This is a genomic window from Pseudonocardia nigra (genome assembly GCF_019396355.1).
Taxonomy (GTDB): domain Bacteria; phylum Actinomycetota; class Actinomycetes; order Mycobacteriales; family Pseudonocardiaceae; genus Pseudonocardia; species Pseudonocardia nigra.
Window position 1 is genome coordinate 17,448 of the sequence record NZ_JAHKRK010000026.1, and the last position, 22,076, is coordinate 39,523.

20 protein-coding genes and 2 pseudogenes are annotated in these 22,076 nt (G+C 71.5%); 3 read left to right on the top strand and 19 right to left on the bottom strand.

All coding sequences use genetic code 11. The features are described 5' to 3' along the window. Window positions 1-32: 32 nt before the first annotated feature. From KME75_RS09585 to KME75_RS09605, 5 genes are read right to left on the bottom strand one after another with little or no spacing between them, the layout of a single operon-like run. Window positions 33-911: a 3-hydroxyacyl-CoA dehydrogenase family protein gene (locus tag KME75_RS09585; RefSeq protein WP_219414227.1), complete on the bottom strand. Its 879-nt coding sequence runs from the start codon at window positions 909-911 to the stop codon at window positions 33-35. Window positions 912-957: 46 nt separating this feature from the next. Beyond that, the gene (locus KME75_RS09590; RefSeq protein WP_219414228.1) at window positions 958-1,719 is read right to left on the bottom strand and encodes an SDR family NAD(P)-dependent oxidoreductase; all 762 of its coding nucleotides are present in this window, start codon (window positions 1,717-1,719) and stop codon (window positions 958-960) included. Continuing rightward, a complete protein-coding gene (locus tag KME75_RS09595) occupies window positions 1,716-2,987 on the bottom strand; it encodes an acyl-CoA dehydrogenase family protein (protein WP_308282665.1) in 1,272 nt (423 codons plus the stop codon). Before KME75_RS09595 ends, KME75_RS09590 begins: the two co-directional genes overlap by 4 nt. Next, complete coding sequence (locus KME75_RS09600; RefSeq protein WP_219414229.1) at window positions 2,984-3,793, bottom strand: enoyl-CoA hydratase/isomerase family protein; 810 nt, start codon at window positions 3,791-3,793, stop codon at window positions 2,984-2,986. Before KME75_RS09600 ends, KME75_RS09595 begins: the two co-directional genes overlap by 4 nt. Beyond that, on the bottom strand, window positions 3,790-5,061 hold the full coding sequence (locus KME75_RS09605; protein ID WP_219414230.1) for a CaiB/BaiF CoA transferase family protein: 1,272 nt from the start codon (window positions 5,059-5,061) through the stop codon (window positions 3,790-3,792). Before KME75_RS09605 ends, KME75_RS09600 begins: the two co-directional genes overlap by 4 nt. Window positions 5,062-5,517: 456 nt before the next feature. Between KME75_RS09605 and KME75_RS09610 the strand changes: the two genes are divergently transcribed. Further along, window positions 5,518-6,861, top strand: coding sequence for an MFS transporter (locus KME75_RS09610; protein ID WP_219414231.1), 1,344 nt, complete (start codon window positions 5,518-5,520; stop codon window positions 6,859-6,861). Between the two features lie 235 nt (window positions 6,862-7,096). Continuing rightward, window positions 7,097-7,837 carry a FadR/GntR family transcriptional regulator gene (locus tag KME75_RS09615; protein WP_219414232.1) on the top strand — a complete coding sequence of 247 codons (741 nt, stop codon included), beginning with the start codon at window positions 7,097-7,099 and terminating at the stop codon, window positions 7,835-7,837. 123 nt (window positions 7,838-7,960) lie between these two features. Here the strand turns inward: KME75_RS09615 and KME75_RS09620 are convergent, their stop codons facing one another. From KME75_RS09620 to KME75_RS45740, 7 genes and pseudogenes are all read right to left on the bottom strand, one after another. Then, entirely contained in the window at window positions 7,961-8,809 is an 849-nt protein-coding gene (locus tag KME75_RS09620; RefSeq protein ID WP_219414233.1) for a hypothetical protein, read from the bottom strand. A 45-nt stretch (window positions 8,810-8,854) separates the two neighbouring features. Continuing rightward, entirely contained in the window at window positions 8,855-9,610 is a 756-nt protein-coding gene (locus tag KME75_RS09625; RefSeq protein ID WP_219414234.1) for a hypothetical protein, read from the bottom strand. Between the two features lie 109 nt (window positions 9,611-9,719). Further along, a complete protein-coding gene (locus KME75_RS09630; protein WP_219414235.1) occupies window positions 9,720-10,013 on the bottom strand; it encodes a helix-turn-helix domain-containing protein in 294 nt (97 codons plus the stop codon). Window positions 10,014-10,104: 91 nt separating this feature from the next. Further along, a complete protein-coding gene (gene mhpA / locus KME75_RS09635; protein WP_219414236.1) occupies window positions 10,105-11,739 on the bottom strand; it encodes a bifunctional 3-(3-hydroxy-phenyl)propionate/3-hydroxycinnamic acid hydroxylase MhpA in 1,635 nt (544 codons plus the stop codon). After that, window positions 11,736-12,251 (bottom strand): class II aldolase/adducin family protein, encoded by a 516-nt coding sequence (locus tag KME75_RS42935; RefSeq protein ID WP_308282669.1) that lies wholly within the window; start codon window positions 12,249-12,251, stop codon window positions 11,736-11,738. The genes mhpA and KME75_RS42935 overlap by 4 nt, the downstream gene beginning before the upstream one ends. A gap of 94 nt (window positions 12,252-12,345) precedes the next feature. Further along, window positions 12,346-12,507, bottom strand: a pseudogene (locus tag KME75_RS42940) (class II aldolase/adducin family protein); the annotation flags it as partial. A 117-nt stretch (window positions 12,508-12,624) separates the two neighbouring features. Then, window positions 12,625-12,867, bottom strand: coding sequence for a hypothetical protein (locus KME75_RS45740; RefSeq protein ID WP_308282666.1), 243 nt, complete (start codon window positions 12,865-12,867; stop codon window positions 12,625-12,627). A 68-nt stretch (window positions 12,868-12,935) separates the two neighbouring features. Between KME75_RS45740 and KME75_RS09650 the strand changes: the two are divergent. Further along, window positions 12,936-13,232: pseudogene (locus KME75_RS09650) on the top strand (EamA family transporter); the annotation flags it as partial. 121 nt (window positions 13,233-13,353) lie between these two features. Here the strand turns inward: KME75_RS09650 and KME75_RS09655 are convergent. The 7 genes from KME75_RS09655 to KME75_RS09685 are packed head-to-tail and all read right to left on the bottom strand — an operon-like array spanning window position 13,354 to window position 22,059. Beyond that, window positions 13,354-14,088 (bottom strand): sulfite exporter TauE/SafE family protein, encoded by a 735-nt coding sequence (locus KME75_RS09655; protein WP_219414238.1) that lies wholly within the window; start codon window positions 14,086-14,088, stop codon window positions 13,354-13,356. Next, window positions 14,081-15,514, bottom strand: coding sequence for an NAD-dependent succinate-semialdehyde dehydrogenase (locus tag KME75_RS09660; RefSeq protein ID WP_219414239.1), 1,434 nt, complete (start codon window positions 15,512-15,514; stop codon window positions 14,081-14,083). Before KME75_RS09660 ends, KME75_RS09655 begins: the two co-directional genes overlap by 8 nt. Before the next feature lie 21 nt (window positions 15,515-15,535). Continuing rightward, window positions 15,536-16,615: a M24 family metallopeptidase gene (locus tag KME75_RS09665; RefSeq protein ID WP_219414240.1), complete on the bottom strand. Its 1,080-nt coding sequence runs from the start codon at window positions 16,613-16,615 to the stop codon at window positions 15,536-15,538. Further along, window positions 16,605-18,950, bottom strand: coding sequence for a glycoside hydrolase family 31 protein (locus KME75_RS09670; RefSeq protein WP_219414241.1), 2,346 nt, complete (start codon window positions 18,948-18,950; stop codon window positions 16,605-16,607). Before KME75_RS09670 ends, KME75_RS09665 begins: the two co-directional genes overlap by 11 nt. Continuing rightward, a complete protein-coding gene (locus KME75_RS09675; protein WP_219414242.1) occupies window positions 18,947-19,762 on the bottom strand; it encodes a carbohydrate ABC transporter permease in 816 nt (271 codons plus the stop codon). The genes KME75_RS09670 and KME75_RS09675 overlap by 4 nt, the downstream gene beginning before the upstream one ends. A 10-nt stretch (window positions 19,763-19,772) precedes the next feature. Beyond that, window positions 19,773-20,723, bottom strand: a complete 951-nt coding sequence (locus tag KME75_RS09680; RefSeq protein ID WP_219414243.1) for a carbohydrate ABC transporter permease — start codon at window positions 20,721-20,723, stop codon at window positions 19,773-19,775. Window positions 20,724-20,745: 22 nt separating this feature from the next. Then, entirely contained in the window at window positions 20,746-22,059 is a 1,314-nt protein-coding gene (locus tag KME75_RS09685) for an ABC transporter substrate-binding protein (RefSeq protein ID WP_219414244.1), read from the bottom strand. Window positions 22,060-22,076: the final 17 nt, after the last annotated feature.

The following is a 22,076-nucleotide window of genomic DNA, read 5'->3' on the forward strand; positions in this document are numbered from 1 at the left end:
TCGCACTCCGTTCGTCGGTACGGTCGGCCGGCTCAGGCACCGAAGGACTTGGTGCTCTCGTAGGTGTAGAAGCCGTGGCCGGTCTTCCGCCCCAGGTCGCCGGCGGCGATCATGCGGTCCACCAGTGGCGGCGGGGCGAAACGCGGCTCGCGCAGCTGCTCGTACAGCCGCATGGACACCGCCTTGTGGACGTCGAGCCCCACCACGTCGAGCAGTTGGAACGGGCCCATGGGATGGCGCAGCGCGCCGAGCACGGCCCGGTCGATCGACTCCACCGTGCCCAGCCCCGCCTCCAGGGCGCGCATGCAGTTGTTCTCCCAAGGGATGAGGAACCGGTTGAGGATGAAGCCGGGACGGTCCTTGGTGATCACCGTCGTCTTGCCGACGCCGGCGAGGAACTCCAGCGACCGCTTCGTCGCCTGCGAGGCAGTGTGCCGCCCCTCCGCTACCTCGACCAGCTTCATCAGCTGCGGGGGATTGCAGTAGTGGGTCCCCACGACCCGCTCCGGGTGGCGGGAGCCGGCCGCGATCGAGGTGATCGACAGCGTCGAGGTGTTCGTGTGGAAGAGGGTGTCCTGCGAGACGACGTCGTCCAGCTCTCCGAAGAGGCTCCTCTTCAGTTCGAGGTCCTCGAACACCGCCTCGATGACCACGTCCGCCGGCGCGACGTCCTGCAGGTCGGTCGTCCCCGACAGGTTCGCCAGCGCGGCGTCCACCTGTTCCTGGGAGAGCTTGCCGAGGGAGGCGCTCCTGCGCAGGAAGCTCTCGACGGTGTCCAGGCCACGCTGCACGGCGGCATCGTCGAGGTCGCGCAGGATTGTGCGGTGACGGGCACGCGCGGCTACCAGGGCGATGCCGGCCCCCATGGTTCCGGCACCGAGGACGGCGACGGTGAGTTTGTTCGGTGTCATCGGTTCCACTTCCTGGTACGTCCGGCGGGGACTGTGGGCGGAAAGCTCATCGGGCCATCTGGCCGCCGTCCACGACGATCGTCTCGCCGGTCATGAAGTCCGACGCGGGGCCGGCCAGCAGCAGCAGCCAGGCCGACAGCTCGTGGGCCTCGCCCATCCGGCGGGCGGGCACGGCGCGCAGCACCTTGGCCAGCGCCGCCGCGTCGGCGCGCAGCTCGGCATTGAGGTCGGTGGCGAAGTACCCCGGAGCCAGGGCGTTGACCTGGACACCGAACCGGGCCCACTCCACTGCCATCGAGCGGGTGAAGGAGACGACCGCCGCCTTGGAGGCGCAGTAGGCCGCGTGACCGGCCACGCCCTTGAACGCGAAGTTCGAGGCGACGTTGATGATCTTGCCCGAGCCCTGGGCGACCATGTGCGCGCCGCCGGCGCGCGTGGCCAGATAGGTGCCGCGGACGTTGGTGTCCATGACCCGGTCCCAGTCCGCGGGGTCCTGTTCCAGCAGCGGGGTGCTGTCGATGACCCCCGAGTTGTTCACCAGGACGTCCAGCCCGCCGAGCCGGCTGATGGTAGTCTCGACCAGGTGCTGCACGGCGCCGGCGTCGGTGACGTCGGTCGGCACGGCGAGCGCGCGGCGCCCCAGCTGCTCGATCTCGGCGGCGACCGCCTCGAGCTGGTCCTTGCTGCGGGCGGCCAGGGCCACGTCGGCACCGGCGCCCGCCAGTGCCACCGCCATGGCCCGGCCGAGGCCGCGGCCGGCGCCGGTGACGACGGCGGTCTTTCCCAGGAGGCTCTGCTCGCTGCTCACCAGAGCACGTCCTTCAGCCGTTCGGCGGTGTCGCGGGCAACCAGGAGTCGCTGCACTTCGTTCGTCCCGTCGTAGATCTGGGTCACCTTGGCGTCGCGGAGGTAGCGCTCGGCGCCCAGCACGGCCAGGTCTGCGAAGCAGCCGAGCACCTTCGTGGCTGCCACGGCGACCTGCCAGCCGATATCGGTACAGGTCTGCTTCATGAGGCCGATCGCACCGCCGGTCGCTCCCCCGGACCGGTCGACCTCCCGGGCCACCGCGAGGAGCATCAGCCGGCCGGAGAGGATCCGCCCGCGCATGTCGGCGAGCACGAAGGCCACGTCGGGCGGCAGCTCCGGGCCGTGGACGCGGTGCAGGGCGGCCAGCGCGTGGGCGTAGGCGCCGCGCGCCAGTCCGACGCCCTGGGCCGCCGCGCTGATGCGGGACTTGGTCACCGAGCTGACCACAATCGCCCAGCCCTCGCCCTCGCCGCCGAGGCGGTGAGAGGCGGGCACCGGCGTCTGGCCGAAGAAGAGCTCCGCCGTGCTGGACGCGTGCATGCCCATCTTCGAGAAGGGGGCGCTGCGGGTGAGGCCCGGTGCGTCGCCGTCGACGGCGAAGGCGGTGATGCCGCGGCGGCCGGCCCGGGGGTCGACCGTGGCGAAGCAGATGATGACGTCGGCGCGGTCACCAGTGGTGATGAAGGTCTTAGACCCGGTGATCAGGTACTGGCTCGTCTCCCCGTCCGCGCCGCTCTCGGAGGTCGCGAGGGTGCGCAGCGAGGAGGCGTCGCTGCCCGCGCCCGGCTCGGTGACGCCGAGCGATCCGTACCGGCTCCCGTCGACGAGCCCGGGAACGTACTGCCGCGCCAGTTCCCGGCTCCCCGAGTGGAGGACCGGGTAGGCCGCGTGCATCTGGGTCATGTAGACCAGACTGGTGGCCGCGCAGCCGGCGGTGATCTCCTCCATCGCCGCCGCGTAGGCGACCGTGCTGTCACCGGTCCCGCCGTACTCCTCCGGCACGAGCAGGCCGGCGAGCCCGGCGCGGGCCAGTGCCTGGTAGCTGTCGTGCGCGAAGGTGTGGTTCCGGTCGCGGGCGGCCGCACCCGGGGCGACGTGCTCGGCGACGACCTGGCGGATGCGCATCCGCACCTCGCGCTCGCGGTCGTCCAGCAGCGCGTCGGCGACGTCCTCGTCCAGCGCTGCGTGCAGGGCCAGGTAGGCCGCCGGATCGGTGTCGACCGCCAGCGGTTCGTGCATGCCGGCGGTGACCGCGGTGGGCTCGTTCACGCGTCCTCCCTCGTGGATTCGCGGGTGGCGTCGAACGCCGGCGCCCGGCGGGCCTTGAACGCGGCGATGCCCTCTGCCGCCTCCTCGCCGCCGGTGACCAGTCCGGCCAGCGCGCTCTCGAACGCTAGCCCCGCATCCAAGGGGACGTCGGCACCATGGCGCAGCGCGAGCAGGACCGCTCGGACCGCCCGCGGACCGCGGGCGGCCACGCGCAGCGCCAGCTCACGGGCGGCCTGCACCACGTCCTCGACCGGGACCGGCGGGACCGGAGTCAGGCCGAGGGTGTGGGCGCGCTCGGCCGGGATCCGCTCGCCGGTGAGCATGGCGTGCGCGGCGACCGGGTGACCGACCCGGCGGGCCAGGCGCTGCGTCCCGCCGTACCCGGGCATCAGCCCGAGGCCGGCCTCCGGCAGCCCCAGCTCAGCGCGTTCGGCCAGAACGGCGAAGGTGCAGGCGAGCACCACCTCGAAGCCGCCACCGAGCGCGAGGCCGTTGACCGCGGCGATGACCGGGACTGGCGAACGCTCGATCCTGGCGATCACCGTCTGGCCCGCGCTCAGCACGTCGTAGGCCCGGTCCGCGGACAGGCCGGCGAGCTCGTCGAGGTCCGCGCCCGCGCTGAACGCGCGGGTTCCGGTTCCGGTCAGCACGATCGCCCGGACGTCGTCGGCGGCGAGCTCGGCGAGGGCGCCGTCCAGCTCCCGCAGGACACGGGCGTTGAGGGCGTTGTGCACCTGAGGACGGTCGATGCGCACGGTGGCGACCGGACCGGGCCGGTCGACGACGAGGACCGCGTCGTCGCTCATGACGCACCCTCCCGCGCCGGGGTGAGCTGCGCCGACACCGCACCGGAGTCCCGGAGCCGATCGATGTCGGCGCGGTCGAGACCGCTCTCCTCCAGGATCTCGACCGTGTGCTCGCCGAGCTCCGGGAACCGCTCGTTGCGCGGCTCCGGGACGGACTCGAGCCGGAAGGGGCTGCGGACGCCGTTCAAGGCGCCACCGGAGCCGGGAACGGGAAGGATCGCCTCCCGAGCGACGACCTGTGGGTCGGTCGCCACCTCCGAGAGCCCCTGGACTAGCGAGGCCGGCACTCCCGCCTCGCGCAGGACGGCGAGCCACTCCGCGGCCGGCCGGGTCACCATCAGCTCGGAGATGGTGGCGACCAGCTCGCCGCGGTGCGCCCGCCGACCGGCGTTGTCGCCCAGGCGGTCGTCGTCGATGAGGGCGGGGAGCCCGACCGCGAGGCAGAAGCGCCGCCAGATCACGTCGTTGCCGATCGCGATGACGATGTCGCGATCGGCCGTCGAAAAGGCCTGGTACACGGCCAGCACGGAGTCGGTGCCCCCGCACGGCGCCGGCTCGGGCTCCCCGGCCAGGTAGGCGGCGATACGGGGGGCGAGCAGGGCCACGTCCGAGTCGAGCAGGGAGACGTCGATGAGGTCCCCCCCACCGGTCGTCCGCTGCCGGACCGCCGCGGCCGAGATCGCCAGCGCCGCCGCCATGCCGGTGACGATGTCGGAGAGCGCCGTCGACACCCGCTGGGGAGGCCCCCCGGCCGGCCCGGTGACCGACATCAGACCCGAGCGCGCCTGGGCCACGAGGTCGTATCCCGGCAGGGCGGAGTCGGGGCCGGTCAGGCCGACACCGGACATCGCGCAGTAGATGAGCCTGGGATAGCGGGCGCGCGTCTCGTCCGGCGCCAGGCCGAGCGCCTGGAGCTTCGCGGGATTGAGGTTCTCGACGAGGACGTCGGCGCGCCGCAGCAGCCGGTGGAGGACCGCGACCCCGCCCTCGGAGCGCAGGTCGAGGGCGATGCTCCGCTTGTTGCGGTTGGCCGAGGCGAACCAGGCCGACGCGCCGTCCACCGAGGGCGGGCGCCACGCCCGGGCGTCGTCACCGGTCCGTGGCCGTTCCACCTTCACGACGTCGGCACCAAGGTCGGCCAGGTACATCGAGGCGGTCGGCCCCGCGTAGGACGTCGACATATCCACGACCCGCAAACCGTGGAGCGGGCGGGCGGAGCTCGACCGCTCTGCATTCGATGGCACGCCCTCTCGGGTTCCTGCCGCCATGTCCGTAACGTAGGCAGACGACCGACGGGGTGTCAATGTCGGACAATTGGTTTTCGCGGCGCGCGTCACTGGCGACGCATCAAGTGCCAGACCCGGTGCCCGTCCGGCGCGGTGGAGGCCGAGCCAGCCGCAGTCGCCCCGGCGCCCCAGCGGTCGTGGCCCGCCCCGGCGCCACGGGCAAACACCGCCCGACTGTAACGCTTGACACACCTGCCTAATGACCGACATTCTTCCGGAGTCGCCGCTCGCCGCGCTCGCCGAGGTGGAGGCGGCACCTGAGTGCGACCTGACAGGGCTCCGTCCCGGAGACCGCGCCGAGGTCCGTCGACCAGACGCCTCGGCCTCCGGCCTCGACGGAAGTTCTTCAGTACCGGCATGACAGCCGACGGGGTCATCCGACCTCCCGGCATCAGGGGCCGCGTCCGCGGAGCCTGTCTCTGAGATGGAGGAAGAGGTATGACGAGAGCCGAGCAGGCCGCCGCCGAACACGAGCGCCACCGCAAGCACGCCCAGCGCGGCGCCTTCCTGGGCTTCTTCGTCGACATGTTCGACATCTATCTGCCAATCATCGCCCTGGCGCCGGCGATCCGTTACTTCATCTCCCCCGACCTGCCAGCTTCCACGACGGCGATCGTGACGGGCATGATCTTCGCCGCAACGCTCGTCGGCCGGCCCCTGGGGGCGCTGATCTTCGGTCGCTACGCCGACACTACGGGCCGCAAGAACGCCACCGTCGTCGCCGTCGGGGGCTTCGGGATCCTCACAATCGTCGTCGGCCTGCTGCCCGGCTACGAGACCTGGGGAATCGCGTCGGTCGTCGTCTTCGTCCTGCTGCGCTTCGTCATCGGCATCTTCGTGGGCGGTGAGTACACCGCGGCCAGTCCGCTGGCGATGGAGTACTCCCCCAAGGAGAAGCGCGGACTCAACGGCGGCCTGATCATGACCGGCTTCCCGCTCGCCTACGTGGCGGTCGCCCTAATCACGCTCGTCATGCTGCAGATCGCCCCGGCCGGCAGCCTCGACTCCCCCTACGTCCAGTGGGGCTGGCGCATCCCCTTCTTCCTCGGCGGCCTGCTCGCGCTCGCCTTCGTCGCCTACTACCTGCGCAGTGTCCGGGAGTCCGAGCTGTTCGAGGGCAGCGGCGGCGGCGGCACGCCGGTGAAGGACCTGTTCAGCGGCCAGAACCTCAGGAACTTCATCCAGGTCTTCGTCCTGATGACCGGGTTCTGGCTGTCCCTCAACTGCGTCACGGCCATCCTGCCCGGCATCCTGACCGGCGAGTTCGGCCTCACGGGAACCGAGAACAGCGCGACCCTCATCGTGGCCTACCTCGTGGTCGCTGTCGGCTATGTGCTCGCCGCCGTCACCAGCCAGCGCACCGGCCGGCGTCCGTTCCTGATCGCCTGGGGGCTGGTCGCTGCTATCCCGGGGACGGCGGTCTACGCCGTGCTGCTGGCGATGCGACCGGACAACCTGTTCGTGGTCATGCTGCTGGTCACGATCATCGCGGTGCTCGTCGTCTCGGTCTGGGGTCTGGCGACGGTGTACATCAACGAGCGCTTCCACACCGGCGTGCGCGCCACCGGCTTCGGGCTCGGCTACAGCCTGGCGGTTGTGATCCCGTCGTTCTACGCGTTCTACCAGTCCGCACTGTCGGCCCTGATGCCGTTCGAGTGGACCGTCCTGCCCCTCCTCGTCATCGGTGGGCTCCTCATCACGGTCGGCGCCGCGATGGGGCCGGAGACCAAGGACGTCGACTTCGCCGCGGCGGACAAGGAGGAGAAGGCGCTCGGCCACTGACGCCGACGATCCGACTCCTGGCCCTGGCTGCCGGTCCCTTACGGCCGGCAGCCAGGGCCACGAGGGTGTCGGCCCCTCGGACCGGGCGCGTCCGGTCGGTCCTCGGGCCGGCGGGCCTCGCACCCCCGAGCAGTAAAGTTGATCATGTTGATTCATGTGCCCGAGCAGGACGACGCCGGGTCGGGGCGGCAGCCCCGGGGAACGAGGTAGGACTGCAGTGGCGGAGTCGGTGAAGATGCCCAGGGCGGAGTCGGTGGAGACGCCCAGGGCGATCGGTAAGAAGGTGCTGCGCCCTCGGCAGCAGGTCGAGGACCAGATCAAGGCGGCCATTCTGTCCGGGGCCCTGCACCCGGGCGACCGGTTGCCGGGCGAGGTCGAGCTGGCCCGGCAGTTCGCGGTCAGCCGAACGACGGTGCGCGAGGCACTGAGGTCGCTGTCGACCCAGAACCTCATCACCAAGACGCCGGGCGCGGGTGGCGGCAGCTTCGTCCGGAGTGTCGACCAATCCGCCCTGCGCAGCGCTCTCGTCGACTCCGTGCACAACCTCCTCGCGCTGGGCACCATCGAGTTCGAGGAGGTGGCGATCGTCCGTCAGCACCTCGAGGTGCCCGCGGTGCGCCTGGCGGCGGTCAACCGCACCACCGAAGACATGGCAGAGCTGCGGGAGATTGTCGCCCTGCAGCGGTCGATCTCGGTGGACGACCCGCGCGTCCCGGCTCTCGACGAGCAGTTCCACGGAGCCATCGCCCGCGCCTCGGGCAACCGCGTCCTCGCCTCGTTCGTCAGCGCGCTGCACACCGAGACCGAACCCGTGCACTACCTGGACCTCTCCCCCGAGGTCGGCCGGACGACAGTGCGCCAGCACCAGCGGATCGTGCGTGCCATCACCGAGGAGGACCCGGCCGCCGGCGAGGAGGCCATGATCGAACACCTCACCTATCTCCGGGAGCACCTCCTGGCTTACCAGCAGCGCTGAGCAGGGGTAGCGTCTCCCGGCTGGTCGGCCTATAAGGGCGGGTTCAGCTGCGGAAACAGGTCTTGGCCCAGTGACGGGGCGTGTCACTAGGCGCTTACGAAATCCCGATCGACAAGATGTTGTCTATGCCGCGGGGACAGCGACGTTGATGCCGAGGTCGCGGAAGAGGGCCTGCACGTCGACGCGGATCTTCTCGTAGTCGCGGTCGATCGGGGTCCAGGTGGCGGGCTTGCGGCCGCGGCGGGGGCTGCGGGCGCCGGCGAGAATCGGTGCGAGAACGTGTTCGCGGAGGGCGAGGAGGGCGGCGATGGTGCCCGCGGCCTGGGGCGAGATGCGGTAGCGCCGGGTGCGGCCGGGTTTGCTGATCAGTTCCTTGCCGCGCAGTTTGCGCAGGTCGTAGGCGGCCTGGCGGACGGTGTAGTCGTTGGCCCCGGTCATGGTGTGCACCTTGGCGGTGAAGTCGGCGACGGTGAAGCCTTCGGAGGTCACCGACAGGGCGAGGACCGCGGCCAACGCGGCCCGGATCCGGGTCTTGTTCAGGTCGAGCCCGCCGACGCGGGTGGCACCGACCTGGGACGGGGCCGGGAGTCGGTCGAGCAGTCCGTCGCCGATGAACGTGTGATCGACGCAGTCCAGGGTGGTGGTGAACCGGTCGACCATGCCGGCCAGCCGGGCGATGATCTGCGGGAAGCGGTCCAGGACGCGCCCGCAGCGCAACGCCTTGGTGTTGTGCACGACGGCTTCGAAGCGCAGCACGTGTTCGCCTTTGGTGTAGGCCGTCAAGTTCCCGAAGTGGAGCTTGAACAGGGTCAGGTCGTACCGAGGTGTCTCGATCTCGGCTGCGAGCTTCAGGGACAGGTCGGGGGTGCCGTTGCGGCCGGGGCGTTGCTTGGCGCCGAACAGCGTGCGCAGGATCGGCACGTCCAGCCGGGACCGGGTCCGGTCGACGATCCGGTCGAACACCTTGTCCATCTGGGCGCCGACGGTGAACAGCAGGTTGCGGCTGTACTCGGCCTGCTAGACCGAGTAGCCGTAGCGGAACCCGCTGCGCTGTTGCTCGGCCAGGTCGAGGCCGAAACACAGGCAGGCGGTGTAGATCCACCGGTCGCAGACCTGGGTCAGGCGCCCTATCGTCGCCGGCTGCGACAAGGTGTCTGCGACCTGGGCCAGGGCGGCGGGGTCGGCGATACGGGTGAAGCAGTTGGCGTCCTTGGCGAATCCGATGCCGGTCGCCCGGGCCGCGGCGGCGACGTACTCGTGGCCGTTGAGGATGACCTGCGCCCCGAACGGTGGATGCCCGGACATCTTGATCGTCAGATGCCCCCACTCCGGGTCCAGGATGTGGAAGGAGTAGTGGTTGACGAAGGCCCGTTTCTTCGCCAGGTTCGCGATCTTTCCGGTGGCCGTGCGGGTGACCTCCCATACCGGCGCGATGGCGCGGGCGACCAGGATCAAAAACACCCCGCGGTCGACGTCATGAGTGGCGAGGTAGTCCTCGGCGATCTGATGCTTGCGTTCCCCGCGCTTACAGTCGATCACCGGGATGCCGTGCGCCGCGGCCGAGGCCCGCACCCGGCGGGCGAACCGACCGGCCATCCGCATCAGGTGCGCGTTGTCCAGCAGCTCATCATCGCCGTGCAGCCGCCGCCACCAGGTCCGGAACCCACCCGGCTGGTAGCACAGCGTGTGGTAGGCGTTGAGCACGATCCGGTCCACACAGTCGTAGCTGCCGAACAGCAGATCGCCGTACCGCGCACTGAACCCATCGACCACCACCGAAGGTTCCCAGCAGCTGCCCCGAAGGGGCCACCCGTTCCGGGCGGGGTCCCGGAACGGGACTGGCGATCCTTGGTCGCTAGGGCTTTGGCACTTGAGCAGTGTTTCAGGCGGTCGCCTGCGGTAGTCGCGTGTCGGCGAGTCGGGCGTTGACGTGCTGGTCGATGGTGCGGAAGGCCGCGCGTAGTGGTGGCGGGGCCTGGGGTCTCTTGGTGGCAAGCAGCGGTCGCAGGACCCGGTTGTGGACCTTGATGTAGAAGATCGCGAAGGCGAGACCGTCGTCGGTGAGCCGGTAGGTGTTGCGGCCGGGGACGCGGGCGATCAGGCCGTTGCGGCGTAGCCGGGTGAGGTCGTAGCTGGCCCGGGCCGGGCTGTAGGGCTGGCCGAGCAGTCCGGTCATCAAGGCGCGCAGGCTCTTGTTGGTGATGCCGGTCGGCGTCCACCACCACCCGAGCAGCCGGGTGTGCTGCGTCCATACGTCGTTCCGGGGTCTATGCCGTGGTGTCGGCCAGCGGGGTGGCGGCGGTCGCCGGGTTGCCGAGGGCGGTGAGGAACCCGTCGACGAGGGCGGTGACGTCCCCGCCGCGGGGTGCGGTGCCGTGGACGGCGAAGTCGGGGCGGACGAGTACGGCATCGGCGGCGAGTTCGGCGAGCCAGTCGGAGTAGGCGCCGGTGTCGTCGATGACGGTGCCCTCGACGGGCGGGCTCTCGGCGGCGGTGCCCGTTGTGGTGTGTGGTCGGATCGCGACCACGGCGATCCCGACGTCGTGCAGCGCCCGGCGACGGCGCTCGTCGAGGTCCACCGATGGCGAGGCGAGGATCAGCGCTCCGCCACCGATGACATCGTCGAACAGGCCGCGGCCGGCGGCGGTGGTGACCGGCGCCTGGATGGACATCAGGCCGGCGGCGGGGTCGTCGTCGTGGGCCAGTCCGGGCCCCAGGCGCGGCGGCGGCGGGGGTGGCGGGGCGAGCGAGGGGTCGTCGCGCTCGGCGAGCATCCGGGCGTCCCGTTCGGCGGCGGCGTTGGGGTCGGTGATGCAGATGAGCCGGCCGAGTTCCATGGAGAAGTCGATGAAGGCGCGGACGTGCGTGGTGCGTTCGGAGCCGTAGGTGTCGAGGACGGTCTCGGCGGCCTTGCCGCGCAGCACCAGGTCCAGTTTCCAGCTGAGGTTCATGGCGTCCCGCAGCCCCGCACACATGCCCTGCCCGGCGAAGGGGGGCATCAGGTGGGCGGCGTCGCCGGCGATCATCAACCGGCCGCGGCGCCAGGTCTGCGCCCAGCGGGCCTGGAAGGTGTAGACGGCGTGCCGCTCGATGGTGGCGTTGTCGTGGCGCACGTCCCAGGCGTCGAGGAGCTCCCAGGCACGCTCGATCCGGTTGAGGTCGTCGATGCGCTCGTGGGGCAGCCGCATGAACTCCCACCGCCGGCGTCCGGGCCCGCCGGGCACGAGCGTGGTGGGGCGGGCGGGATCGCACAGCTGCCAGGCCGGCGGGTTGAAGGTGTGTTGCCCGTGCAGGACGACGTCGACGACCAACCAGTCGTAGAAGTAGCCCAGGTCGTGCAGGGGTGTCCCGATGACCGAGCGGACGAAGCTGTTGGCGCCGTCGGCGCCGACGACGTAGCGCGTGGTCAGAGTTCGCTGCTCGCCGGTGCGCTGGACGCCGTCGGTCGCCTCGACGACCAGGACGACCGGCTCGCCGGGTTCGTCCTCGACGGCCACGACCTCCCAGCCACGCTGCACGGAGACGGTCGGCTGCTGCCGGGCCAGTGCGTCGAGCTGCGGTTCGAGCAGTGGCTGGGAGAAGAAGTAGGAGGTGTGCCATCCGGTGGGTTTCACGCCGGACCAGTCGACGAGCAGGAGGTCCTCCCGGTCGGCGTTGCGCCAGGCGTACAGGGCGTCGTAGGGCTCGATCGCGGTGCTCTGGTCCGGGCGCAGGCCGATGTTCTGCAGGATCCGGGCCACCTCGTGGTCGAAGTGCGCCGCCCGGGGCATCGGGTAGAAGGTGGGCCAGCGCTCGAGCACGGCCACCCGGTGCCCGGCGCGACCCAGCAGGGTGGCCAGGAGCTGGCCTACCGGTCCGTACCCGACGACGGCCACGTCGTACTGCTCGTACTGCTCGTTCATCGAGCTTCCCCCAGGTGTTCGGGAAGACGGGTCGGGGCGCCGGCGCGGTCGTCGCCCGCCTCGAGCATGCGCACGAGGTAGTCCCACGCGGCCCGGAGCATGCCCGGTGCGTGGATGTTGCCGCGCTTGCTGAGCGACTCCTCCTCGGACGACCAGGTGGCCCAACCGCCGAAGGACATGGTGAGCAGCTGCTGGCGGGCGGCCTGTTCCAGCAGGATCGCCGCGACCGTCGCCGACTCGACGTCGGGCCCGGCGGTGACCAGGCCGTGGTTGACTAGGAACATCGCCCGCGCGTCACCGAGGCATGCGGCCAGCTGCTTGCCGAGCTGCGGGGTCTGGATCAAATCCGCGGTGTCGGTGAACCGCGGCACCTCGGGTGGGACGAAGAAGTTCGCCGCGTGGCTGACCGGGCGCAGCGACTGGCCCGCGGCGGCGAGTGCGATCACATGCGGGGCGTGCGTGTGCACCACGCTCCCGACGTCCGGTCGCGCCGCGATGATCTCGGTGTGGATCGGGTACTCGTTGTGCGGAGGGCCGTCCCCGTCGAGGACGGTCCCGGTGGTCCCCGTCGAGGACGGTCCCGGTGGCGTCGAGGAGGTGCACCCGGTCCGGGGTGACCTCCTCCATCCCCCATCCCGCCGCCTTGATCCACACGCCGGCTCCGCCGGGGTCCCGGGCGGAGACGTGCCCCCAGATCAGGTCGCCCTGACCCTGGGCGGCGAGCACCCGGGAGGCGAGGGACACGAGCCGGCGGACGTCGCTGGACATGCTGCTCTCTCTTCGGTTCGGCGGGGCGACGGTCCCGTCCGGGTGCTCGGCGAGGGACACCCGGAACTCCCGGATGTCCTCCTCGGCCCGGGCGGCGTCCGGCTCCGGGGGTACCGCTCACGTGGTCGCGTCCTGTCGGTTCACGAGCTCGGTGTCGGTGCCGATCGCGCCGATCAGCTCCGCGCCGCCCGGGGAACCGAGGGGCGCGTCACGACCGGGCAGGACCGCGGTGAAGAAGCGCGCGTTGTCCTCGGCCCGCTCGGGTACGCCAAGGGCGGGCGGCTGGCCAGGACGATGCCCGGAGCGCAGGTGATCGCGCTCACCCCGTCGCGTGCGGGCCTCCGACAAGTGGTACGGCATCAACGACTGGTACTCCGCCGGAGCCGACAACTCCCGAGCTTGCGCACCATGCTTCCTGCCGCGCGAGCACCGCGGTGATCGCGATGTTCATCGGATACGTCGCCTGGTACCGCGGGCTCGCCGCCGTGGGGGTGGCGCGGGGCAGCCAGATCCAGCTGCTGCAACTGCTGCTCACCGTGCTGTGGTCGGTGCTGCTCCTCGGTGAGCAGGTCACCCCGCTGCTCGGGCTGGCGATGCTCGCGACGACCGGCTGTGTCGTGCTCGCGCAGCGCGGACGCAGGGCCGGTCCGCCCTCACGCCGGGGCGTGTGTCGCGCGGCCGACCAGCTCGGTGTCGAGGCCGATCCGCCGCGACGGCGCACATGACGATCGCCGGCTCCGCGGGCCGCGGTGGGGCGCGGGACGGCGCCCGCTACGCCCTTGTCGAGGCCGGCGTGCTGGCACCGGGGCGGCTCGCCGACATCACTCCCGGTCGTCGCGAGCCCGGCTACAGCTCGACGAGCGCCTTCCCGACCGTCGCGGCGGACCCGAGGATCGCGAGGAAGGCGACGAGGGCCCGGGCGCGGTCGGGGGGGACGAGGCGGGCGAGGCGGTGCCCGGCGGCGGCGCCGAGGGCGAGGGCGCCCCCGGCGACGACCCACGTGGCGGGGGAGAGGTCCGGCCAACCCTTCGCCGCGATGGACGCCGCGTTGAGCAGCACGAAGTAGAGCTGCACGGTGGCGACGAACGAGCGGTGCGCCCAGCCGGTGGACAGTGCGTACAGGCTGATCGCGGGCCCTCCGACACCGGCGGTGACGTTCATGAACCCGGACATCACCCCGGCGGTGACGGCGCCGGGGGTGCCGCGCAGCACGCGGGCGCGTTCGCTGGCGAGTACCGCGATGAGTGCGACGAGGACCAGGCCGCCTGCGGTGATCGCCAGCAGCGGTGCGGGGAGCGTGCGGGCCACCCACGCGCCGGGCACGATCGCGATCAGCGCGGGCACCGCCAGCAGCAGCGCTCTGCGCGTCTCGACCGCCCGCCGGGTCTGGGCCAGGACGACGAGGTTGCTCACGAGGCTGAGTGCGTTGGCGAGCAGCACGCCGGTGAACGGGCCCAGGAGCAGCACGAGGAACGGCGCGCTGACCAGCGCGAAGCCCAGCCCGGTGATCCGTTGCGTGCCTGCCCCGACGAGGACGGCGACGGCGATCAGGGCCAGTCCGACGACTCCTGGATCAGCCACGGTGGGCGGGTCCGGACAGCTCCCGCCAGGCCACGTAGCGGACGTCCTGGAACTCCTCGAGGCCCAGTGCGGCGCCCTCGCGGCCGAGCCCGGACTGCTTCACCCCGCCCATGGGGGCGAACGCCACCGACGGCAGCGGGTCGTTCATCCCGAGGATTCCGACCTCGAGCCGTTCGGTCATGCGCCAGCAGCGGCTCGCGTCGCGCGACCACACGTAGCCGGCCAGGCCCATCTCGGTCGCGTTGGCGAGCGTGACGGCCTCCTCCTCCGAGGAGAACCGGAAGACCCCGGCGACCGGGCCGAACACCTCGTCGCACGCCAGCGCGGTGCCGTCCGGGACGTCGGCGAGCAGCGCCGGGGCGATGTAGGTGCCGGTCCGCGGCAGCTCGCGCTCCCGGGTGAGCAGGCGTGCGCCCTTGTCCCGGGCCTGCTCGACGGCCCCGCCGACCGCGGACACCCTGGCCTCGTCGATGACCGGCCCCAGGTCGGGGCAGGGGTCGGCGAGGCCGTCGCCGACGCTCATGGCGTCCACCCGCTCCACCAGCCGCGCGACGAACTCGTCGTACACCCCGTCCTGCACGAGGAACCGGTTCGCGGCCACGCAGGACTGCCCGGTGTTGCGGAACTTCGCCAGCAACGCGCCCTCGACGGCCGCATCGAGGTCGGCGTCGTCGAAGACGGTGAACGCGGCGTTCCCACCCAGCTCGAGCAGCGGGCGCACCACCCGCCCCGCGGCCGCGCCCATGATGTCCCGTCCGACTTCGGTGGAGCCGGTGAAGCTGACGACGCGCACGGCGGGGTGGCCGAGCAGCTCCCGGGTGGTCTCGCGGGCCGGGCCGTGGACGAGGTTGACGACGCCGCGCGGGACACCGGCGTCGGTGAGGCAGCGGATCATCTCGGTGACGGCCAGCGGCGCCTTCTCCGAGACCCGCGCGACCACCGTGCACCCGGCCGCCAGCGCGGGGGCGAGCTTGCGGGCCTGGATCGAGCACGGGAAGTTCCAGGGCGTGAGGCTGGCGACGACACCTGCGGGGCGGCGGAGCGTCAGGTGCCGCCGCCCGGGCGCCTCCGCGGTGTGCACGTCCCCGTGCGGGCGGCGGGCCTCCTCGGCGAACCAGCGGAAGTACTCGGCCGAGAAGGTCACCTCGGCGACGGCCTCGGGCAGCCGCTTGCCGGCCTCGCGTGCGAGCAGCCGTCCGATCGTGTCCGCGCGTTCGCCGATGAGCCGGGCGGCCTCGAGCAGCAGGTCCGCCCGTGTGCGGGCGGTGGTCGCCGCCCATGCGTCGAAGGCGCGGGCGGCGGCGTCGGCGGCCCGGCGGGCATCCGCGGGCGTTCCCCAGCCGATCGCGCCGACGGGCGAGCCGTCGGCCGGGTTGGTGACGTCGAGGGAGGCGTCCGGGGTCTCCCAGCTGCCGTCGATGAGCACGAGTTCCTCCGCGTTCGGGGTTCAGGGGCGTTCGAGCAGGTCCGGACGGGGGCGGCCGCCGACCGTGACGGTGGGCCAGACGCCGTCGTCGACCAAGGGAACCGGCCCGTCCGGGCCGACGAGGCAGGTGTCCTCGACCTTTCCGCCGTCGCCGCTGGGGTTCCAAGCCACGACGGATCCGGCGGGGACGACGTCGGTCGATCCGGGGTGGGCCGGGTACTCGCGGGGTTGCCACCCGGAGAACCCGCCCTGGTGGTGGCGGTGCCACTCGTGCGGGTCGAAGCCGTGGGCGGCGTAGGCGGCGGTGCCCGCGGCGACGACGTCGCCGAGTCGCGCGCCCGGGGCGGTCGCGTCGAGGAACGCGCGCTCCACCTGCAGCAGCCGCGTATACGCGGCGCGCTCGCGCGCGTGCACGCCATCGAAGACGACGGTGCGGGTGACGCTCGCGATCAGACCGTGCCGGCGGGCGCAGCAGACGAGCATCGCCCGGCGCCCGAGCGGCTCGGGCGTGGGCAGCGGATGCCGGTGTGCCGCCATCCGGGCATCGCCCGCGACGAGCAGCACGACGGGGTCGAGCGCCCGCTCGAGCAGCTCGGCGGCGAGCACGCCCGCGGCCGCGTACTCGGTCGTTCCGGGGGAGATCCGCCCCGCCGCGGCGGTGGTCGCGGCAGCGGCGTCGGCGCAGACCGTGCGCAGCAGCGCGGCCTGGTGCGCGGTGAGCGTGCGGCGCAGCGCCGCGATTTGCCGACCCGCGCCCGTGACGTCCGCGTACGGCCGGTCCGCCGCGACGGCGGGCCCGGTCGGCAGGGCCGCGTCCCGGGCCTCCCACCAGGGCACGACGGTCCATTCCGCGTCGACGTCGGCCAGTTCGGTGTCGCGCAGCCGCGGCGCCTCGATCGCGTTCGTCACGACGGTGAGCGTTGCGGCGACCAGGTCGACCACCACGTCGAAGCAGGCCGCGTCGAGGGTCTGCGGGACGTGCGAGCGGCAGCCGAGCAGCCACGACAGCGACGCCTGCTCCCGCAGTACGACGGTGGACACGCCGAGCTCACGGCCGAGCGCGGTGAGCCGGTCGAGCTGCTCGGTCAGGTCAGCACCCATGCCGCACGACCGTCCCCGTGATCGGCTGCACGCCCGTCGCGCGGGCCGAGTCGCCGTCCACCTCGACGCGGGTGGTGCTGCCGTCGAAGCCGAGCAGCTCGTGCGACCCGTCCGCGTCGCCGATCACGTGGAGCGTCCAGGGGGCGTCGAGGAGGTCGTCGGTGCGCCGGACGCCGTCGCCGACCTCGACCCGCGGCAGCACCGCGCCGACCCGTGCGAGCAGCGGGATCCGCTCCAGCGGCACCTGCACCTCGTGGAACGCCGGGCCGTGGAACGCGGCCCCGGTGAGCAGGTCCACCCAGTCGCCGGCGGGCACGTAGAACCGGCGGGTGACGGTGTCGAGCCCGTCGTCGAAGACCGGCACGACGAGCAGGTCGGAGCCGAGGAGGAACTGCCCGTCCAGGCCGGGCGCCACCGGGTCGGTGGGGTACTCCAGGGCGAGCGGACGCAGCACCGGCCAACCGCCCCGAGCCGACTCCGCGGCCACCTGCCACAGGTGGGGGAGCAGCGAGTAGCGCAGCCGGATCCAGTCGCGGGCGACGGCCAGCGCGCGCTCGCCGAACTCCCACGGCTCCCGCGGACGCAGCCCGTGCGCGCGCATCAGCGGGGACAGCGCGCCCAGCTGCGTCCAGCGCACGTACAGGCCCGGTGTCAGTTCTGGTCCGAAGAAGCCGCCGATGTCGTGGCTCCAGAAGCCCGGGGCCGACATGGCGTAGGACAATCCGCCGCGCACGGTCGCCTGCATTCCCGCGACCGTCGACTCGGCGTCGCCGCCCCACTGACCGGGGTAGCGCTGCGACCCGGCCCAGCCGCTGCGCCCCCACACCAGCGGGTTGCGGCCGGTCCGGCGGGCGATCACGTCGCTGACCGCGCCGTTGTAGCGCAGCGGGTAGAGGTTGTGCGCGTGGTTCGCCGGCGTGCCGTCGGCCAGGGCCACGTCGTCGGGGAGACCCTCCCCGAAGTCGGTCTTGAACACGGCCACGCCGTCGTCGAGGAACGGCTCGTGCATCCCCTGCCACCACGCGCGCGCGTCCGGGTCGGTGAAATCGACCAGCGCGCGGTGACGCCCGTCCGGGGTGGGGGTGCCGCGCACGTGGGCGGCGGTCGACCCGTCGGAGCGCCGGACGAGGTACCCGTTCGCCTCCGCCTCCGCGTAGCGCGGCGATGCCGGGTCGAGGTAGGGCAGCTCCCACACCGAGAGCCGGCATCCGAGCTTCTCCAGTGCGGCGACGAACTCGCGCCGGTCGCCGAACCGCTCGGTGTTCCAGATGAAGTCGGTGTTGAGCCGGTCGACGACGAGCCAGTCCGGGTCCAGGTGCAGCACGTCGCACGGCACGCCGTGGTCGCGCATGCCGCGGGCGACCTCCTCCATCTCCTCGCGGGAGTGGTAGCGGCAGCGCCCCATCCAGTAGCCGAACGCCCACAGCGGCGGGAGCGCGGCCCGCCCGGTCAGCGCGGTGTGATCGGCCAGGCGCACCTTCGGGTCGTCGGACACGGTGACGAACAGGTCGATCGCCTCGTCGGCGACACTCAGCCCCAGCACGCTGGGCCGGGTGTGGCCGACGTCCGCCGTCACCGTGGCGCCGGTGTTGAGGAAGCCGGTGTAGCCGAGGCCGGAATGCCAGACCGGGACCGGCTTGTAGGCCATGCCGGTGCCGGTGCCCAGGGCGTCCTCGACGCGCAGGACCAGCTGTTGGCCGTTCTTGACCAGCCGGCCGAACTGCTCACCGAAGCCCAGCACGTCCTCGTCGGTGTCCAGCTCGAGATGCAGGGTGGTGCCGCGGTCGTCGGCGAGCACCGGCGGAGCCATCGGGAAGCCCGCGACCTGTCGCAGTCGCTCGGCGGTGCGCAGCACCGTCCGTCCGCTGCGCAGGTTCTCCACGCGGAGCGCGAACGGGTGGGTCCCGACGTGGACCCGGATCTCCGGCCCCGTGACGCTCACGCCCGCCTCGTTCTGCTCGACGTGCAGCTTCGCCGCATCGGGCCGCGGGTCGGTGACGATGCCGAGCCACGTGGCGTCCTCGTGGTGCACGCGGGCGTCCGGGCGTGCGATGACGATGCGCGCGGTGCGCGGCCCGGCCAGGCTGATGCGTACCTCGAACGGCTCGTCCTCGACGTTCGGCAGTGCGAGTTCGCGCGGCAGGTTCGGCATCTCCACCTCGACGCCCTGCTCGCGCAACGGCTCCCCGGTGAGCCAGCCCGGGGTGCCCGGCAGCTGCACCGCCGGCAGCGCCCGAACGCTGATCCGGACCTCCTCGCCGTGCTCGTGGACGTCGGTGACGTGCCGGAGGACGTAGGCGCTCTGCGTCGATGATTCGCTCGCAAGCTCGCTCACCCCTTCACCGCCCCGGAGGTCATCCCGGCCACGAAGTAGCGCTGCAGCAGCACGTAGGTCAGGACGATCGGCAGTGAGGCGATCACCACGCCGGTGAACAGCAGCGGGTAGTCGGTGAGGAACTCGCCCTGGAAGTCCAGCAGCGCCACCGGCAGCGTCTTGAGCTCCGGGGACCGGATGAACAGCAGCGGGTAGAGCAGGTCGTTCCACTGGATGACGAACAGGAAGATCGCGGTCGCGGCCACCGAGGGCAGCGACATCGGCATGATGACCGAGCGGTAGGTCCGCCACGGGCCGGCACCGTCGACCGCGCTGGCCTCGTAGGCCTCCCGCGGCAGCGTCTTCATGAAACCGCCGAGGATGAAGACCGCAACCGGCATCCCGACGACCACGTTGATCACCACGAGACCGATCCGGCTGTCGAGCAGCCCGAGCTGGTCGAACAGGACGTACTGGGGGATCATGTTCGCCTGCGCCGGGACCGACATCCCGAGCACCAGGAATCCGAAGATCAGCCAGCCCTTCCAGCCCGGTGTCCGGGCGATTCCGTAGGCCGCGAGGCTGGCCAGGAACAGTGTCAGCGCGACGGACGCGCAGGTGACCAGCACGCTGTTGAGGAATGCGCGGTCGAGGTTCTGCTCGTTCAGCACGATGTCGTAGTTCTGCAGGGAGAACGACGACGGGAGCCCGAACGGCGAGTCGAACAGCTCCGGTGTGGTCTTGAACGTCCCGAAGACGACCACGGTCAGCGGCACGACGATGAGGACGGCGTAGACCGCCAGGATGATGCCGCGGGTCGGGTTGAAGCGCATGAGAGGCCCCTCAGACGTCTTTCTGCGTGAGCTTGAGGACGCGGCGCTGGGCGACGACGATCGCCGCGATGACCGCCATGAACACGAGCGACTCGGCGGCGGCGTAGCCGAACTCGGAGTTCGCGAACGACGTGTAGATCCGGGTCGACAGGATGTCCATCGAGAACTTCGGCGGGTTCCCACCCAGGCCCAGGATCAGGTCGAACGCCTTGAACGACTGGATCGTGGTGTAGGCGACGACGATCGCCGTCGCGGGGGCGATCATCGGCCAGGTGATGTGCCGGAACTGCGTCCACTTGCCCGCGCCGTCCATCTCGGCGGCCTCGTACAGCTCCGCGGGGACGGCCTGCAGGCCGGCCACGAAGATCACCATCATCTGGCCGGCGTGGAACCAGACCTGGGTGACCGCGACCCAGTAGATCGCGGTTGCCGGGTCGCCGAGATACGACAGCTGCATGCCGTCCAGACCGACCCCGTCGAGCACCCGGTTGCCCAGGCCGAAGTTGGGGTCGTAGATGAACTTCCAGATGAAGGCCACCGAGACCGAGGACAGGATGGTGGGGAAGAAGAACAGCGCCCGCAGCAGCACCGAGCCGCGCGAGTTCTTCACCAGGAAGACGGCGAGCAACAGGGCGAAGAGCGTCTGGAACACGACGACGATCAACATGAACTTCAGGTTGTTCGTCAGGGCGTTCATGAAGAGGTCGTCGCCGGTGAGGATGCGCCGGAAGTTGTCGATTCCGACGTTCTCGAACGTGGCGCTGAAGCCGTCCCAGTCCGTGATCGCGTACTGCACCGCCTGCACGGTGGGGATCGCGAAGAAGATCACGTAGATGACGAGCGCCGGCAGGGGGAAGAGCAGGAGCGCCGGGTGGGCGCGGGTGGCGCCCCGGCGCCGCCTTCGGCCGCGCAGGACCCGGGGCAGCGCGTGGGCCTTCCCTGGTTCCACTGTGGTGGTCACGGGGACTCCTGGGGGTGCGGGGTCAGTTGCCGACGCGCTGGTCGACGATGCGCTGGGCGTCCTCGGCGGCCTTGCGGGGCTCGGTCCCGCCGATCACCTGGATGCACGAGTTCTCGACGGCGTTGCGGATGTCGAGGTCGGTGAACTGGAACCGCGGGGCGAGCAGCGTCTTGCGGTCCAGCCAGTCCGCCGTCGCCGCCAGGTCGGGGTTCTCGTAGGTGACGCCCTTCACCGTTAGGTGCTGGCCCGTCCCGTTGGCGTAGACGGCCGCGTTGGCGGGGTCGCTGAGGAACTCGACGAACGCCAGTGCGGCGGGGCGGACGTCCGACGCGGTGTTGACGCCGAGGATGAAGGTGGCGTTGTGAATGCCCTCGTAGGTCGCCTCGGCCGCGGAGGTGGTGATCGGCGACAGCAGCCCGACGGGGAACTCCGCACCGAGGGCGCGCACCGCCGCGATGTGGTAGGACCCGGTGGCCAGCAGGGCGGCCTGTCCCGTCGCGAACAGCTGCTGGGCGGGCTCCACCGCGGTGCCGGTGGCGTTCGGCTGCACGTAGGGCCGCAGCTGGGCGTACTGCTCGAGGGTGCGCACGAACCAGTCGTCGGTGCACTTGTACTCGCCCGACTCGATCTTCGTGCACATGTCGGGCGACGGCGCGTTGTTCATGACCATCGAGTTGAACAGCTGCCCGGCGTTGCCCGGCTCGCCGCCGGGCCAGGCCATCGGTACCAGCCCCTTGCCGAGCACGGCCTCGCAGAACGCGAGGAAACCGTCCCAGTCCTTCGGCTGCTCGGTCACGCCCACCGACTCGAGCACGTCGAGGTTCGACACCGGCATGTTGAACACGAGCTGGTAGGGCAGGCCGTACTGCTTCCCGTCGGCCGCGCCGGGCTCGATGAGCGCCGGGGCGTAGTTGCCGACGACCGGCAGCCCGGACAGGTCGGAGAACAGGCCCGCGCTGACCATGTCGGTGAACTGCGCACCGCGGAAGGCGGTGAACACGTCTCCGACCGCGCCCCCGCGGATCCGTTGCAGCGCGGTGCTCTGGTAGTCGTTGGACGGGGCGATGTCCTGGCGGACGCTCACCCCGGCGTGCTCCCCGACGAACCGGGCGATCAGGTCCTCGAAGACCTTCTGGTCCTCCGCGCGCCAGTGGGCGAACGAGATCTCGCCCTCGACGGGTCCGGCCGGAATGGGGTCGACCTCTGCACCGCCTCCTGCACCGCCGCCGGAGCCGGGGCCGGCGCACGCCGCGGTGGCGGCCAGCCCGGTGAGCCCGAGGAGCTGGAGCAGGCGCCGCCGGTTGATCGGCTGACGGCTCGCTGCATTTCCGATCATGGTCTGTTCTCCCTTGA

Coding starts and splice junctions, on each gene's coding strand:
- KME75_RS09605 (WP_219414230.1), bottom strand. CDS start 5,061: ATGGCGGCAGGAACCCGAGAGGGCGTGCCATCGAATGCAGAGCGGTCG.
- KME75_RS09615 (WP_219414232.1), top strand. CDS start 7,097: ATGCCCAGGGCGGAGTCGGTGGAGACGCCCAGGGCGATCGGTAAGAAG.
- KME75_RS45740 (WP_308282666.1), bottom strand. CDS start 12,867: ATGCCGTACCACTTGTCGGAGGCCCGCACGCGACGGGGTGAGCGCGAT.
- KME75_RS09610 (WP_219414231.1), top strand. CDS start 5,518: ATGACGAGAGCCGAGCAGGCCGCCGCCGAACACGAGCGCCACCGCAAG.
- KME75_RS09585 (WP_219414227.1), bottom strand. CDS start 911: ATGACACCGAACAAACTCACCGTCGCCGTCCTCGGTGCCGGAACCATG.
- mhpA (WP_219414236.1), bottom strand. CDS start 11,739: ATGAACGAGCAGTACGAGCAGTACGACGTGGCCGTCGTCGGGTACGGA.
- KME75_RS09675 (WP_219414242.1), bottom strand. CDS start 19,762: ATGCGCTTCAACCCGACCCGCGGCATCATCCTGGCGGTCTACGCCGTC.
- KME75_RS09685 (WP_219414244.1), bottom strand. CDS start 22,059: ATGATCGGAAATGCAGCGAGCCGTCAGCCGATCAACCGGCGGCGCCTG.
- KME75_RS09620 (WP_219414233.1), bottom strand. CDS start 8,809: ATGGACAAGGTGTTCGACCGGATCGTCGACCGGACCCGGTCCCGGCTG.
- KME75_RS09665 (WP_219414240.1), bottom strand. CDS start 16,615: ATGGGTGCTGACCTGACCGAGCAGCTCGACCGGCTCACCGCGCTCGGC.
- KME75_RS09630 (WP_219414235.1), bottom strand. CDS start 10,013: ATGACCGGACTGCTCGGCCAGCCCTACAGCCCGGCCCGGGCCAGCTAC.
- KME75_RS09600 (WP_219414229.1), bottom strand. CDS start 3,793: ATGAGCGACGACGCGGTCCTCGTCGTCGACCGGCCCGGTCCGGTCGCC.